Origin of the sequence: Saccharopolyspora antibiotica, assembly GCF_047200635.1 — a bacterium.
Lineage (GTDB): Bacteria > Actinomycetota > Actinomycetes > Mycobacteriales > Pseudonocardiaceae > Saccharopolyspora_C.
In genome coordinates, this window is the sequence record NZ_JBJZOI010000001.1 from 209049 (window position 1) to 224292 (window position 15244).

Here is a 15244-nt window from a genome sequence, read left to right on the forward strand (position 1 = left end):
CGGCGAATCTGGTCGGATGGGCGCGGCGAGACGCGCGCCGGGTCTCAATCATTTGACTTAAACGAGCTCCCGGCGGTTAACTGACCGTGAGCGAATGGCCGGTCAGCTGCGGAGATGGCGCAGCGGGCTCCGCCGCCCGGGTGCGGTGGTGAGCCGGTGGGCCGATCGGGGAGTCGAGGTGGTGGTCATGGCGGGCCGGACGGCGCGCAGCGAGCGGGTCGGGGCGACGAAGGATTCCATCCTGCTCACGGCGGAGCGGCTGTTCGCCGAGCACGGGGTGTTCGCGGTGTCGAACCGTCAGGTCAGCGAGGCCGCGGGGCAGGGCAACAACACCGCCGTGGGCTACCACTTCGGGACCAAGACCGACCTGATCCGCGCCATCGTGCGCAAGCGCAGCGAGCCGGTGGAGGCGATCCGGGTGCGGATGGTCGCCGCGATCCCGCCCGACGCGGGCGTGCGGGAGTGGGTCGAGTGCCTGGTGCGGCCGAGCATCGAACACCTCGCCCAGCTGGGCAGGCCCACCTGGTTCGCCCGGTTCGGCGCCCAGGTCATGACCGACCCCGCGTTGCGGCCGATCATGGTGGAGGAATCGCTGACCGCGCCCTCGCTGCGCCAGATCGTCGACGGCCTGCACCGCTGCCAGCCGGACCTGCCCGACGAGGTGCGCGCCGAGCGCGGCGACATGGCCCGCCAGCTGATGGTGCACATGACCGCCGAGCGGGAACGCGCCCTCGCGGAGTCGGTGACCACCCCCCGCGCCACCTGGGACGACGCGGCGAACGGCCTCGTCGACGGGATCACGGGCCTGTGGCTGGCGCCGGTGACCCCCGCGTCGTGAGGGCGCGGGCGCCCGTCACGCCTCGTGCAGGATCCGCTCCGTCTCGGTGACCTGCCTGCTGCCGGGGACCAGCACCTCGGCGGCCGCCTCGAGCCACGCGGCGTAGTGCGGGCTGGCCCGGTGCTCCTCCAGGGCGTCGCGGTCGCGGTAGACCTCGTAGAGGAAGAAGTGGTGGTCGTCCTCGGCGTCCACGAGCACGTCGAAGCTCACGCAGCCCGGTTCCTCGGTTACCGAGGTCTCGGCGTCAGCGGTGATGGCCGCCCGGAACGCCTCCCGGTGGCCGGGCTTGACCTGGAGCGAGACGACGAGCGCGATCACGGTGTTCTCCTCGATCGGTCGGAGGCGGGGCCGGATTCATGGTGCCGGGCGCGCTCGGCACTGTCCCGCCGGGGGCTGCGGCGGACCCGACGCGCCGAGTAGCGTCCGCGCCGACGAGGGGAGGAGACGCATGATCCGGGTGGACGGTCGCACGCTGCGCTGCGCCGACGTCGCCGAGGTGGGCCGCACCGGGGGGCCGATCGAGATCGATCTGTCCACGGCGGCCGTGCGCGTCGCGGAGAACTCCTGGCGGCTGGCGGAGGAGCTCAGCACCGAGCGGGTCGTCTACGGCCGCACCACCGGTGTCGGCGCCAACAAGGACGACCAGGTGCGCGACCAGGACTCCGCCGAGCACGGCCTGCGACTGCTGCGCAGCCACGCCGGCGGCAGCGGTGAGCCGATGCCCGCCGCGCAGACCAGGGCGATGCTGCTGATCCGGCTCAACCAGCTCGTCGCGGGCCGCGCCGGCATCGGACCGGAGATCATCACCGCGCTCGCCGAGGCGCTGCGCACCGGGGCGCTGCCGCTGGTCCACCGCCTCGGCGCCATCGGCACCGGCGACCTCGCCCCGCTCGCCGAGACCGGTCTCGCGCTCGCGGGGGAGCGGTCCTGGCAGACCGGTCGGGTGGAGCCGGTGGAGATCCGGGCGGGCGACGCGCTCGCGTTCATGAGCAGCAACGCCGCCACCCTCGCCGAAGCGGTGCTGGCCACCCTCGACCTGGAACGCCTGACCCGCGCCAGCCACGTCGTCGCCGCGCTCACCTACGTGGCCCTGGACGGGAACCCCGAGGCCTACGCGACACCGGTGCACGAGGCGCGGCCGCACGCCGGGCAGGTCGGCTGCGCCGCCGAGATGCGCCGGCTGCTCGGCCTCGACAGCACCCCGCGACCGGGACGGCGGATCCAGGACCCGTTCGGCCTCCGCGCCTACCCGCAGGTGCAGGGCGCGGCGGTGGACGCGGTGCACTACCTGCGCGACGTGCTCGCGATCGAGATCAACGCGGGCACCGAGAACCCGATGATCTCCGTGGTGCACCGGGACGCCTACCACCACGCGCACTTCCACACCGCCTACGTGGCCTCCGCGCTGGACTGGGTGCGCGCGACCGTGCACCAGGTCGCGGAGCTCTCGGCCGCGCGGCTGGGAGATCTGGTGGAACCGGAGTTCACCGGGCTGCGCCCGTTCCTGGCGGCGGGCCCGCCGGGAAGCTCGGGCGTGATGATCCTGGAGTACGTCGCGCACGACGCGCTCGCGGAACTGCGCCACGCCGCGCTGCCCGCGACGCTCGGCACCGCCGTGGTCTCGCGCGGGCTGGAGGACCACGCCAGCTTCTCCACCCAGGCCGCCCGGGCCACCAGCGCGGCGGCCGCGGCCTACCGGCGGTTGCTGGCCTGCGAACTGGTCGCGGCGGTGCGGGCGCTGCGGATGCGGCGCGCGGACCTGGTGGACATGCCGGTGCGCGCCGCCTACGAGCTGGCCGCCGACACCCTCGACGCCCGCGTCGAGGACCGCTCGCTGACCGAGGACATCAGCCGCGCCGGAGCCGTGCTCGACGAGCTGGTGCGCTTCTGACCCCCCGAGCACGAACACCCCCCCCACGAAATCCCACCCCCGATGACCCCGCGATTTCCCACGAAATCGCACCCGGCTGCGGTGGGGTCCCCGCGATTTCTCGCGAAATCGCGCCGGGTTGCGGTGGGGAGCCCGCGATTTCTCGCGAAATCGCCGTCCTCGGGTGGTGCGGGCCCGCGATTTCTCGTGAAATCGCGGGTCCGCTGCGGCTGGGGTGCATCGGGGTGCATGGCTGGTGCAACGTCCAGGGGGCGGTGGGGGCGTCGTGCGGGGCGGAGCGGGTTCCGGGGCGTGATGGTGCGGGGAACCCGCGAGCTCGTCGGGGCGCGGTGGGGTGGCACGCGGCGCTGGACGGGGGGCGGCCGGGAGCCGAGGTGTAGTGGCGGCCTCGGCGGGGAAGGCGCTGGGGTGCCGGGCACCGACCTAGGAGGTACCGAGTGGCAGAGCCGAAGACCGTCGCGGAGCACATCGTCGAGCGGCTGGGCCGATGGGGCGTGCACCGCTACTACGGCTACCCGGGCGACGGGATCGGCGGCGTGATCGCCGCGCTGCGCACCGCCGACCGCACCACCGGCGGGCCGACCGAGTTCGTCCAGGTCCGCCACGAGGAGACCGCGGGCTTCGCCGCCTGCGCCGACGTCAAGTACGGCGGCAGCGAGATCGGCTGCTGCGCGGTGACCAGCGGGCCGGGCGCGGTGCACGCGCTCAACGGGCTCTACGACGCGAAGTTCGACCACCAGCCCGTCGTGGCGCTGCTCGGGCACACCGCCAGCACCGCGCTGGGCAGCGGGTACTACCAGGAGATCGATCTGACGACCTTGTTCCGGGACGTCGCGAGCGACTTCTGCGAGCAGCTGGTGGCCCCGAGCCAGGTCCGGCACCTGGTGGACCGGGCGTGCCGCACCGCGCTGGCGCACCGGACCGTCACCGCGCTGGTGCTGCCCAGCGACCTGCTGGAGCAGCCCGCGGTGACCGAGCCGCCGGACGAGCACGGCTACCCCCGGACCTCGGCGGTCCCCAGCTCCCCGGTCGGCGCGGCCGAGCCGGAGGCGGTGCGCCGGGCCGCCGAGGTGCTCAACGCGGGGGAGCGGGTCGCGATCCTCGCGGGCGCGGGCGCGCAGGGGGCCACCGCCGAGCTCACCTCGGTGGCGGACCGGCTCGGCGCGGGGGCGGCGAAGGCCCTGCTCGGCAAGACGGTCCTCGATGACGCGCTGCCGTGGGTGACCGGGCCGATCGGGTTGCTCGGCTCGACCGCGAGCTGGCACCTGATGCGGGAGTGCGACACCTTGCTCGTCGTCGGTTCGACCATGCCCTACACGGAGTTCTACCCGGCCCCGGGCCAAGCTCGGGCCGTGCAGATCGACGTGGACGGTGCCCGCTGCGGCATCCGCTGCGAGACCGAGGTCAACCTCGTCGGAGACGCCCGGTCCACCCTGGAGGCGCTGCTGCCGCTGCTGGAGGAGCGGTCCGAGCACCGCTGGCGCGAGCACGTGGCGGCGTGGACGCGGCGCTGGGAGTCCTACAGCCAGCGGCGGGCCACCGCCGACACCAGCGGGCTCAACCCGGAGCTGGTGGTGCGCGAGTTGTCCCGGCGGTTGCCGGACGACGTGATGGTCTCCGCCGACTGCGGAACCGCGACGAGCTGGTACGCGCGGGACCTGGAGATGCGGCCGGGGATGCTCGGCAGCCTCTCCGGGACCCTGCTGTCCATGGGCGGTGGCCTGCCCTACGCCTTGGCGGCGAAGTTCGCCCACCCGGAGCGGCCGGTGGTGGCGCTGGTCGGTGACGGCGCGATGCAGATGAACGGGGTCAACGAGCTGATCACCGTGGCGAAGTACTGGCAGGAGTGGGCCGATCCCCGGTTCACCGTGCTGGTGCTGGCCAACGACGACCTGTCCTACGTGACCTGGGAGACGCGGGCGATGCTCGGCGACAAGCCCTACCCGGAGGCCCAGCACCTGCCCTCGGTTCCGTACGCGCGGTGGGCGGAGCTGCTCGGGTTGGCCGGGCACGTGGTGGAGGACGCCGAGCACGTCGGCCCGGTCTGGGACGCCGCGCTGCACGCGGACCGGCCCGCGGTGGTGGACGCCCGGGTGGATCCGGCGGTGCCGCTGGTGCCGCCGCACGTGACGGTCGCGCAGGCGCTGAACACGGCGGCCTCCCAGCTCAAGGGTGATCCGGACGCGCTCCGGATCATCGCGGACGGCGTCCGGGAGACGGTCGGCGCCAAGGCGCGCTCGGTGCTCGGCGCCCCGGTGATCTGACCGCCGGGTGGGAAGCGCGCCGTCGGCGGCGGGCGGTGCGCCCGTTCAGCGGTGCGGTGGTGCGGTGCGCAGGCGGTGGCGACCGCCGGGGGCGGGGCGGGGCAGCAGCAGGGCTGCCGCGAGCGCCCCGCCCGCCAGCAGCACCGCGGCCCCGATCGTCTTGCGCAGCGCGCCGGGTTCCGCCCGCTGCGCTCGCCGCTGGTCGGCGTAGCTGCGCAGCTGGCGGAGATCACCACCGGCGACGAGGTGGCAGACCTGGTGCGGGCGCATCACCAGTTCGCCGCAGCGAACCGGTCCGGAACCGCCGAAGACCGGGGTGACGAGCACGAGCCCGCCGAGCAGGAGCAGGACGATCGCCGCGAACCACGCGGGGATGCGCGAAGCCATCGTGCCTCCGGAAGCCGTGCCGAGCTCCGTCCTCGTCGCCCGGCGCCGCCGTCCAGTGTGGCCCGGACGGCGCCGCCCGCGGCGGGATGGCGCGAGCGCGGGCGCGAAAGTCCTGATCACGGCATGGCCCGGGTTTTCCGGACCGGACGTCACTCCCGGCGGTCCGGCTCCTCGACGCGGGGCAGCGCCAGGCCCCGCGCACCGAGGACCGAGCAGGTCGCTCCGGGGTCGTAGCGGTGCAGCAGCTCCAGACCGAGCTGCGCGCGCCGCACCCGCTCCCGGCCCAGCGCGATCGCCGTGGGCGTCAGGTGGGTGCCGCTGGGGTAGAGGCCGGGCGCGTTGCGCAGCCCGAACTTCACGTAGACCGGTGCGGCCACCCGCACGATCTCGGCGATCTCGAAGTGCCGCACGAAGCCGCCGAGGTCGTCCGGAGCCTCGACGTAGACGTCCAGCGGCAGGTCGGTGGCCGCCCGGATCTCGGCCAGCTGCCGGATTCCCAGGTCGGTGGGGACGTTGCAGGTGTCGGCGCCGAGCTCCTCGGCGACCCGCACCGAAGCGGGGTTGGCGAGCCCCATCTGGACGCTGATCTTGAATTGGAGATCCGGCGGGAGGTCTCCGGCGGCGCGCATCCGCGCGGCCGTCGCCAGCACCCCGACGTCGGTGATCAGCACGCTGCGCACCCCGGCCTCCGCGCTGCGGCGCACGTCCTCCAGCACGTGCACCAGCCCGTCGACCCCGCAGGCCTGGGCGGCGACCGGGCCGCCGCCGGGCGCGGCGGGCAGCCCGCCGGTGCCCCACCCGGCGAGCGGGCGGGCGAACAGGCTCAGCTCCACGGGTTCGCGCGCCGCGATCCGCGCCATCTCGCCGAGCTCCTCGGCGGTGAGCAGCATTCCGCCGCTGCCCTGCGAGATCCGGTGCACCGGCACGGCCCGCAGGTGCGCCTCGTCGAGCACGGCCTCCAGCACCTCGGGCCCCTCGGTGCTGGGGATCTCCACCCGGTACTGGGCGCCGTCCGGGAACCGCTTGGCGCTGGTGGGCGCGGGGTCACCGCCGCTCGGAAGTCCTTGCCGGTCCAGAAAATCGCGGGTGCCGCGCACGCCCTCAGCTCCTGTCCGAGATATCGAACAACGTTCGGCGAGAGTAGGGCTCTGGCGCGCGACCGGTCAACCCGCTCGCCTACGATGATCCACCGACGGGCCGGGCGTCCGGCGGGCCCGGAACGAGGGGGGCGTCGATGGCGCGAGCGGTTCCGGCGGTGGCGCGCGCGTTCGACGTGCTCGAACTGTTCCTCGACGAGGCGGAGCTGAGCGCCCCGGAGATCATCGCGCGGCTCGGGCTGCCGCGGACCACGGTGCACGAACTGCTCGGCACCCTCGCCGAACGCGGTTACCTGGCGCCGGTCGCCGAGGCGAACCGCTTCCGGCTGGGAGTGCGGGCTTTCCGGCTCGGCGCTGCCTACGCCGATCGCCTCGACCTCGCCCGGGAGGGGCGGCTGGTGGCGGAGGAGGTCTCCCGCCGCTGCCGGGAGACCGCGCACGTCGGAGTGCTCGACGGCGCCGAGGTGCTGTACGTGGCGAAGGTCGACGGCAGCCACCCGGTCCGGATGGTCTCCGCCGTGGGACGGCGGTTGCCCGCGCACTGCACCGCGGTGGGCAAGGTGCTGCTGGCCGCGTTGCCGCCGGAGCGCTTCGCGGAGCTCTACCCGCGGCGCGAGCTGCCCGCCATGACGGCGAACAGCACCACCGACCGCGAGGCGCTGCGCCGCGAGCTGGACGCGATCCGGGCGGCGGGCGGTGCGGCCCGGGAGTGCTGCGAGTCGAACGAGGCGGTCGCGTGCGCGGCGGCCCCGGTGCGCGACGCGGCCGGGGAGGTCGTCGCCGCGCTGAGCGCCTCGGTGCCCATCCCGCGCTGGGACGAGCGGACCGCCGAGGAGCTGGCGCACCTGGTCGGCATCGGAGCTGCGGAGCTGTCCGCCAGGCTGGGCCACGTCGCGGGCTGACGACCGGGATCGGGCTGAGCCCCCGAGCCCCCGCGCCGGTGGCCGATGCCGCGCGGGCCCGTCGCGGCGGTGCCCCGTTCCGGTGATCTTGTGGTTCGTCGGAGTGGTGGGTGATCGCGCGGTCCCGCACGGGGTCCCGGGCGGGGTAGCGTCCGGCCCCTCCGCCGGGACCGCGGCCGGAGAATCCGGTCCCTCGCCGACGGGACGGCGACGCGCGGCGGACGTTCGCTCCGCGCCGCCCGGGGTGGCGGGGCGGTGGGGATCGAGGGCGGAGGGCCTGAGATGCGCGCACTCGCCGTGCTGCGGCGACGCCTGCTGGGGTTGGCCCTGCTGCTGGTCCTGCCGCTCGCCGCGGCCGGGTCCCTCGCCGTCCACGGGGGTGCCTTCGCCCGCACCGCCGACGTGCTGCTGCGCACCGGGACCACCGGCAACCAGATCCCGCCCGAGGCGGACGTCAAGGTCCGCGGCCTCGTCGTCGGCCGGGTCAGCGAGGTCGTGCCCGCGCCGGGCGGTGCGGAGCTGCGGCTCGCGCTGGACCCGGGCTCGATCGACCGCATCCCCGCGAACGTGACGGCGCGGTTGCTGCCCCGGACCTTGTTCGGCGAGCGCTACGTCGCGCTGGAACCGCCGGCGGGCGGCTCGGCGCGCTCCTTGGCGGACGGTGACGTGATCGTCCAGGACAGCGGGGCGGGGGCGGTCGAGCTGGAGCGGGTCCTCGCCGACGCGATGCCGCTGCTGCGGTCGTTGCGCCCGCAGCAGCTGGCGACGACGCTGAACGGGCTGAGCCGGGCGCTGGAGGGCAGGGGCGAGTCCACCGGCCGGACGATCGAGGACCTGAACCGCTACCTCGCCGGGCTCAACCCCGAACTGCCGCTGCTGCGCGAGAACCTGCGGCGGCTGGTCGGCGTGGCCGGGACCTACGAGCAGGCGGCCCCGGACGTGCTGCGGGCGCTCGGCGATCTCGGCGCCACCGCCCGGACGCTGGCCGGGCAGCGGGCCGCGCTTAGCGGGATGCTCTCGCGGCTGACCACCACCTCCGACGACCTCACCGGCTACCTGCGCGAGCACGGACCGGACCTGATCCGGGTGAACGCCTCCGCCCGCCCGACGCTGGAGCTGCTCGCGGAGTACTCCCCGGAGTACCCGTGCGTGCTGGCCCAGGCCGCGGGCATCGTGCCGGAGGCGAACCGGGTCCTCGGCGTCGGAACCGGGGAGCCGGGAGCGCACGTGACGCTGGAGATCACGCCGAACCGGGGCGCCTACCTGCCGGGCCTGGACGATCCGGTGTTCGCCGACGAGCGGGGACCGCGCTGCTACCCGATCGAGCGGGCCCCGCAGTACCCGCCGGACGGCCCCGTCCAGGACGGCACCACCTCGCCGCCCGCCGCCCGCGCCGCGACCGGGGGGTCGCTGCCCGCCTCCTCGGCACCGGACGTCGGGGCGAATTCCCCGGCGGAGCGGCACCTCATCGCCGCCCTCGCCGCGCACCCGGCGGACGGGGCGGGGGTCCCGCCGTGGTCGAGCCTGCTGCTCGGCCCGGTCTTCCGCGGTGCCGAGGTCGCGGTGCTCCCCGGCTGATCCGCGCCGGACCTGCTCGCCGGGCAGGCGCTCGGGGCGGAGGACCGGTTCGCGGCCCCGAACCAGGACGAACAACTCGAAGGGCGCGCTGCTGTCGTCGCGGGTACGTGCTCGGCGGGCGCGGGTGCCCCCTCGGCACGCATCCCGGACGGAGTGGGAAGACGTGGTTTCCGGGAGAGTTCCCCCGATTTCCGGGGTCGCGCCCCCGATCACCCGGCTGGCAGCTGTCCCCCGGAGCGGCCCGCTGGTGTGCTGAGCGCGGTTTCCGCCAGGGGAGGCGGAACCGCAACCGGAGGGAGCACGACGATGAGGGGGAATTCGCGGGCCCGGCGCTGGGTCGCCGCGCTGAGCTGCCTGGCCGCCGCGTGCGCGCTGCCCTTGCCCGCCGCGCTGGCCGCCGACGCGCCGCCGCGCTTCGACGACGGCTTCGGCATCACCGTGCTCGACCAGCCGGAGTGGGTCGACGAGCACCACCGCACCTTCGTGCTGACCGTCGCCACCGACCAGGTTCCGGGGTTCGCGCCGATCGGCCGCCAGGTCTCCGGGGAGCACGCGATCCTGGTCGTGCTGCCCGAGAACTACGACCCGGGCGTCCGCTACCCGGTGAACTACCTGCTGCACGGCTCGCCGGAGCTGCCGGACTCGCCGCGCTACCAGGTCCTGCCGGAGCGGGCGACCGAGGGCGTTCCGCTGATCACCGTGACGCCGCACGGCGGTGGGCGGGGCTGGTACTCGAACTGGGTGGCCCCCGGCGCCTCGGGCGTGCAGAACTGGGAGTCCTTCCACCTGGACCAGGTCATCCCGCTGATCGACGCGAACCTCAGCACCATCGCGTCCCGCGAGGGGCGGGCGATCTCCGGGCATTCGATGGGCGGGTTCGGCGCGTTCCACTACGCCGAGCACCGGCCGGAGCTGTTCGGCTTCGTCGGCAGCTTCTCCGGCGACCTGGACCTGCTCGATCCGAGGATGCGCGGGGCGGTCGTGGGCTCCGCGCTGCTGCCCGCCGCGGGCCTGCCGCTGGATCCGCCGGACGCGGTGTTCGGCTCGCCGGTGTGGCCCGGCGACGCGGTGTGGAACGAGCAGAGCCCCGCCCACCACGTCGAGCCGCTGCGCGGGATGGGGGTGGCGATCTACACCGGCGACGGCGGCGACCTGCTGGACGATCCCGTGCTGGCCGTGGCCGAGGCGGTGGTGCGGGACGCGGCCGCGGTCACCTCCGCGAACCTGACGGCGGCGGGGATCGCGCACCGCTTCGCCGACTACGGCGACGGCACCGGCTGGGGCGAGGGGTGCGACGGCAAGCACGCCAGGGACGCCTGCCTCCAGGCGGACCTGGACGACTACGTCGGCCTGCTCGCGGAGCGCCTCCAGCACCCCTGATCGCGGTCGGCGGGGAACCATTCGCCATAAGACAGTCGTCTGACTTATCTGCTACCGTCGTCGGGGTCCCGAACGTCCGACCGCAGGAGATGTGGATGACCACCGCGGAGCCGAAGTCGTTCCCGTTCAGCGAGCCGGAACGCCTGGACCCGGAGCCCCTGTTCGAGGAGTTGCGCCAGCAGCCGCTGACCCGGGTGCGGTTGCCGTACGGGGAGCCCGGCTGGCTCGCCACCCGGTACGAGGACGTCAAGGTGGTGCTCGGCGACCGGCGGTTCAGCCGCGCCGCGAGCGTCGGCCGCGACGAGCCCCGGATGCGCCCGCTGCAGAGCCCGCCCGACAGCATCCTGAGCGCGGACCCGCCGGAGCACAGCCGGTTGCGCCGCCTGGTGATGAAGGCGTTCACCCAGCGCCGGGTGGAGCTGCTGCGCCCGCGCGCGCAGGAGATCGCCGACGGGCTCGTCGACGGGATGCTGGACCGGGGTGCGCCCGCCGACCTCGTCGAGGACTTCGCGCTGCCGCTGCCGATCACCGTGATCTGCGAGCTGCTGGGCGTGCCCTACGAGGACCGGGCGGACTTCCGGGTGTGGTCGGACGCCTTCCTGTCCACCACCAAGTTCACCCCCGAGGAGGTCGGCCGCAGCGTCGAGCTGATGCGGGAGTACGTGGCGGGTCTGATCGCCCAGCGGCGCGGCACCCGCCACGTGCAGGAGCGCGACGACCTGCTCAGCGGGCTGGTCGCCGCTCGCGACGACGACGACCGGCTCAGCGAGGACGAGATGCTCTCGCTGGCGCAGGCGATCCTCGTCGCCGGGCACGAGACGACCGCCACCCAGATCCCCAACTTCGTCTACGCGCTGCTGCGGCACCCCGATCAGCTCGCGCGGCTGCGCGCCGATCTCGGCCTGGTCCCGCGCGCGGTGGAGGAGCTGATGCGCTACATCCCGCTGGGCAACGGCGCCGGGATCGCGCGCTACGCGACCGAGGACGTCGAGCTGGGCGGCGTGACGGTCCGAGCGGGCGAGCCGGTCCTGCCGAGCACGGCCTCGGCGAACCGCGACCCGGCCGTCTACTCGGACCCGGACGCGCTGGACCTGCTCCGCGAGGAGCCCTCGCACGTGGGCTTCGGGCACGGCGCGCACCACTGCCTCGGTGCCCCGCTGGCCCGGATGGAGTTGCAGGTCGCGCTGGACGTGCTGCTGCGCCGCCTGCCGGATCTGCGGCTGGCCTTGGGGGAGGAAGGCGTGGAGTGGAAGGACGGTCTGTCCACCCGGGGGCCGGAGAGGATGCCGGTCAGCTGGGCGCGGGCCGGCTCCTGACCGGTGACGTCCGGGCGCGGCGGGGCCCGCGCCCGGACGTGCCCCGCTCGCGCTGATGCCCCCGCGCCAGGTGATCGCGCAGCCTGGCGTGCCGGAACTGGTAGGCGGACCCGTGCTGGCGCAGCACGTTGCGCTCGTGGGCGTCCTCCAGGAAGGCCGCGGTCCGCCAGGGCACCTTGCCGCGCAGCGGCAGCCAGAACCGCCCGAACACGAGCCACTCGCCCCAGGCGGTGAACGCGAGCATCGCCGCGATCCCGCCCCCGAGCCCGCTCGACGTCGCGAAGTGGATCGTGGACAGGACGTTCCAGTCCAGCGGGACGCCCCACAGGCTGCCGTCGAGCAGCTCGCGCAGCACGCCGCCGCTGACTCCCACGATCAGCCCGAACACCGGTCCGCACAGCAGGAAGAGGCCCAGCGTCGTCTCGCGGTTCGCGCGCAGCAACGCGGCGGGCGTGGCCGCCGACCGGATGTCGATGGGTGCTTCGAGCGCCGCGATCACTCCGAACACCAGCGTCGCCGCCGTCCCGAACATGATCGCGAACAGCAGCGCGTCGACCCAGGCGCCCGGCAGCGCGCCCGGGCCGTAGGTCCACGCCCGCAGCGCGCCCCTGCCGAGCCCCAGCCCGATCCCGCAGGCGACGCCCAGCAGCGCCGCCACCGCCGTGCGCACCGCGATCCTGCGAACCGACCTCCGCTCCGCGTCGTTCCTGGCGCGCAGCAGCAGCCGCACCCGGGACGGTTCGGCCGGCGTCCGGGAGGTGAGCAGGGCCGCGCCGTGGGCGATCCCGAACAGGGGGCCGCCCACCCCTCCGGCCAGCAGGCCGTCCAGCACGCCGGCGAGCGCCCCCGCCCGGAGACCCATCCCGAGCAGCGAGTACGCCGTCCCGCTCACGACGGTCAGGACGAGGAAGAGGACCAGCCCGGTGACCAACGCCATCACGAGGGCGCGGGAGCTGCGGCGCGTGGTCGCGGCGATCCGCCACCAGCGCAGATCGTGGGTCTCCAGTCCGCGCAGGTGCGCGGCGAGGTGGGCGAGCCACCGCTCGGCGCGATCCGGCGGCCAGCGCGGCGGGCGCTCCGGGTCGTCGTCGTACGCGGTGGGCACCACCGTGCCCAGCAGGTGCTCCTCCACCGCTTCCTCGGTGGGGAAGCGCCGCGCGTCCAGCAGTTCGACGGGGTCGCGGACCCGGTACGCCCTGCGCGCCAGCGAGAACATCAGCGGGGTGCGCAGCACCGCGGCGAGGTGGCGGCTCGCGGAGTGGTCCGGGGCCTCGCGCAACCTGCGCAGCACCGGCTCCCAGTTGGTCTCCGCGCGCCCGTCCACGATGATCCGCTTGGCGCCGCGCCGCAGCTGGTCCGCGACGTCGGCGGGGGACAGCGGCTCCAGCTCGACGACCTCGGCGGCGGCCATCGCCTTGTCCGCCTCGACCGCCGCCGCGTACTGCTGGCGGCGGCTGGTCAGCAGCAGCGGCATCCGGTGCGCGCTGATCCGCCGCAGCGCGCGGGCGTGCAGCCCGTCGGAGATCTCGTCGAACCCGTCGAGAACGGGCAGCACGAGCCCGGCCTTGACCAGGTCGGCGGCCACCCGGGGGCCGCCGGGCTGCGGGTAGTCGCGCGCCAGCCGCTCGATCAGCCAGCCGGTGAGCGGGACGGCGGCCGGGTCCCAGGAGCCGAGGGCGAACAGCACGGGGACGGCCTCGGTGTCGCGCCGCCGGTCCAGCACGTCGAGCACGAAGCGCAGGCACAGGGCGCTCTTGCCCATCCCCGCCTCGCCGAGCACCACCAGCCGCCGGGACGGGACGCGCTCGTGCAGGTCCGCGATCCGGCTCAGCTCACCGGTCAGGTCCGGCCGCTCCGCGGGCCCGGGCCGGTACTCCGCGAGCTCCTCCGCCGCCATCCGGCAGCGCAGCGGCAGCGGGGACAGGTCGTGGACGCGCTCCTCGCGCTCCCACCGGAAGCGGACCTCGCGGGCCAGCGCCTCCAGCGGTCCGGCGAGCGCCCCGGGCGCGGGGGTCCGGTCGAACGAGACATCACCGTCGACCCGCCCGAACTGGTAGACCGAGCCGCCCGCACCGCTGGCGGTGTTGCGCGATGCGGGCTCGTGCTCTCCGGCTCCCGGCATCCACGCCCCTCCCGACGGCGACGTGCGGTGATCTCGAACAGCTGATCACCTCACCGTGCCACAGCACGGCGCGCGGGAACATCGTTTCCGCCGGACCGGGGGAGCCGGGGTTCCCGGCTCACACCAGGAAGTGGAACAGCGGGCTGTCCGGCGGCACCGGCTGGATGCGGTGCGGGATCGCGTCCATCCGCTTCAGCATCGGCTCCAGGTCCTCGGCGGCGCCGAGCTCGATGCCGACCAGCGCGGGCCCGGTCTCCCGGTTGTTGCGCTTGACGTACTCGAACAGCGCGATGTCGTCGTCCGGTCCGAGCACGTCGTCCAGGAAGCGGCGCAGCGCGCCCGGTTCCTGCGGGAACTCGACGAGGAAGTAGTGCTTGCGGCCCTCGAAGACCAGCGCCCGCTCCACGATCTCCGCGTAGCGGCTCACGTCGTTGTTGCCACCGGAGATCAGGCACACCACCGTGGACCCCGGCTCCAGGCCGAGGTCCTGGCCCAGCGCCGCCGGGGACAGCGCGCCCGCCGGTTCGCTGATGATCCCGTCGGACTGGTAGAGGTCCAGCATCTCGACGCAGATCCGGCCCTCCGGCACGGCGACCAGCTCCGGCCGGTGCTCGGCCACCGCGGCGAACGGGTGGCGGCCGACCACGCGCACCGCGGCGCCGTCCACGAACGGATCCAGATCGTCCACGGGGGACGGTTCGCCGCGGTCCAGGGCGAGCGCCATGCTCGCCGCGCCCTGCGGCTCCGCCCCGATCACCCGCACCTCCGGGTGCGTCTCGCGCAACCAGGCCAGCGTTCCGGCCAGCAGCCCGCCGCCGCCGACGGGCACCACCACCGCGTCCGGCACCTTCCCGAGCTGCTCGACGGCCTCCCGGATCACGGTGCCCTGCCCGGCGATGGTGCGCGGGTCGTCGAAGGCCGGGATCAGCGTCCGGCCGGTCTCGGCCGCGTGCGCCCGCGCGGCGGCGTCCGCGTCGTCGTAGGTGTCGCCGTGCACGATGACCTCGACGTGGCGGCCGCCGAACTTCGCGACCCGCTCGCGCTTCTGCCGGGGAGTGGTGCGCGGCAGGTAGACCCGGGCGGTCACGCCCAGCGCCTCGCAGGCGAACGCCACGCCCTGCGCGTGGTTGCCCGCGCTGGCGCACACCACGCCGCGCCCGCGCTCCTCGTCGGAGAGGCGGCAGACGAAGTTGTACGCGCCGCGCACCTTGTACGAGCGGACCGGGGTGAGGTCCTCCCGCTTGATCCGCACGTCGAGCCCGTGCCGCGCGGACAGCCGATCGGCGCGGTGCAGCGGGGTCGGGGGGATCGTCTCGGCGAGCAGCTCGGCCGCGGCGTCCACCTCGGCTGCCCGCACCGGACTTGGTGACACGGCGGGTGACCTCCTGTCGTCTCTCGAACGGGAATCCGCTACGAGCATGGCCCTGCCGTCGCGCCACCGCGCACCCGGGGGGTCGGTGCCGTCCACG

Annotated in this window: 12 protein-coding genes; 7 read left to right on the forward strand and 5 right to left on the reverse strand. The window is 74.7% G+C overall.

Annotated elements, in window-relative coordinates:
• Positions 1-187 precede the first annotated feature (187 nt).
• Complete coding sequence (locus ACL03H_RS00615; protein ID WP_412809017.1) at positions 188-838, forward strand: TetR/AcrR family transcriptional regulator; 651 nt, start codon at positions 188-190, stop codon at positions 836-838.
• Positions 839-853: 15 nt separating this feature from the next.
• Here ACL03H_RS00615 and ACL03H_RS00620 read toward each other — a convergent pair whose 3' ends face one another.
• The gene (locus tag ACL03H_RS00620; protein ID WP_412809018.1) at positions 854-1156 is read right to left on the reverse strand and encodes a putative quinol monooxygenase; all 303 of its coding nucleotides are present in this window, start codon (positions 1154-1156) and stop codon (positions 854-856) included.
• A 130-nt stretch (positions 1157-1286) separates the two neighbouring features.
• Here ACL03H_RS00620 and ACL03H_RS00625 point away from each other — a divergent pair, with 130 nt between their 5' ends.
• Together ACL03H_RS00625 and ACL03H_RS00630 are read left to right on the forward strand one after the other, a co-directional pair.
• Entirely contained in the window at positions 1287-2729 is a 1443-nt protein-coding gene (locus ACL03H_RS00625; RefSeq protein WP_412809019.1) for an aromatic amino acid ammonia-lyase, read from the forward strand.
• 437 nt (positions 2730-3166) lie between these two features.
• Positions 3167-4993 carry a thiamine pyrophosphate-requiring protein gene (locus ACL03H_RS00630; protein WP_412809020.1) on the forward strand — a complete coding sequence of 609 codons (1827 nt, stop codon included), beginning with the start codon at positions 3167-3169 and terminating at the stop codon, positions 4991-4993.
• A 45-nt stretch (positions 4994-5038) separates the two neighbouring features.
• Here the strand turns inward: ACL03H_RS00630 and ACL03H_RS00635 are convergent, their stop codons facing one another.
• Positions 5039-5380 (reverse strand): hypothetical protein, encoded by a 342-nt coding sequence (locus ACL03H_RS00635; RefSeq protein ID WP_412809021.1) that lies wholly within the window; start codon positions 5378-5380, stop codon positions 5039-5041.
• A 149-nt stretch (positions 5381-5529) separates the two neighbouring features.
• A complete protein-coding gene (locus ACL03H_RS00640) occupies positions 5530-6477 on the reverse strand; it encodes a U32 family peptidase (protein WP_412809022.1) in 948 nt (315 codons plus the stop codon).
• A gap of 137 nt (positions 6478-6614) precedes the next feature.
• Here ACL03H_RS00640 and ACL03H_RS00645 point away from each other — a divergent pair, with 137 nt between their 5' ends.
• The 4 genes from ACL03H_RS00645 (at position 6615) to ACL03H_RS00660 (ending at position 11653) form a co-directional block, all read left to right on the forward strand.
• Positions 6615-7379 carry an IclR family transcriptional regulator gene (locus ACL03H_RS00645; protein ID WP_412809023.1) on the forward strand — a complete coding sequence of 255 codons (765 nt, stop codon included), beginning with the start codon at positions 6615-6617 and terminating at the stop codon, positions 7377-7379.
• Positions 7380-7661: 282 nt separating this feature from the next.
• Positions 7662-8957 (forward strand): MCE family protein, encoded by a 1296-nt coding sequence (locus tag ACL03H_RS00650; RefSeq protein ID WP_412809024.1) that lies wholly within the window; start codon positions 7662-7664, stop codon positions 8955-8957.
• Between the two features lie 306 nt (positions 8958-9263).
• Complete coding sequence (locus ACL03H_RS00655; RefSeq protein ID WP_412809025.1) at positions 9264-10337, forward strand: alpha/beta hydrolase; 1074 nt, start codon at positions 9264-9266, stop codon at positions 10335-10337.
• A gap of 89 nt (positions 10338-10426) precedes the next feature.
• Positions 10427-11653, forward strand: a complete 1227-nt coding sequence (locus tag ACL03H_RS00660; protein ID WP_412809026.1) for a cytochrome P450 — start codon at positions 10427-10429, stop codon at positions 11651-11653.
• Here the strand turns inward: ACL03H_RS00660 and ACL03H_RS00665 are convergent.
• Positions 11628-13775 (reverse strand): NACHT domain-containing protein, encoded by a 2148-nt coding sequence (locus ACL03H_RS00665; RefSeq protein ID WP_412809027.1) that lies wholly within the window; start codon positions 13773-13775, stop codon positions 11628-11630. The genes ACL03H_RS00660 and ACL03H_RS00665 overlap by 26 nt on opposite strands.
• A gap of 118 nt (positions 13776-13893) precedes the next feature.
• The gene (gene ilvA, locus ACL03H_RS00670; RefSeq protein WP_412809071.1) at positions 13894-15132 is read right to left on the reverse strand and encodes a threonine ammonia-lyase IlvA; all 1239 of its coding nucleotides are present in this window, start codon (positions 15130-15132) and stop codon (positions 13894-13896) included.
• Positions 15133-15244: the final 112 nt, after the last annotated feature.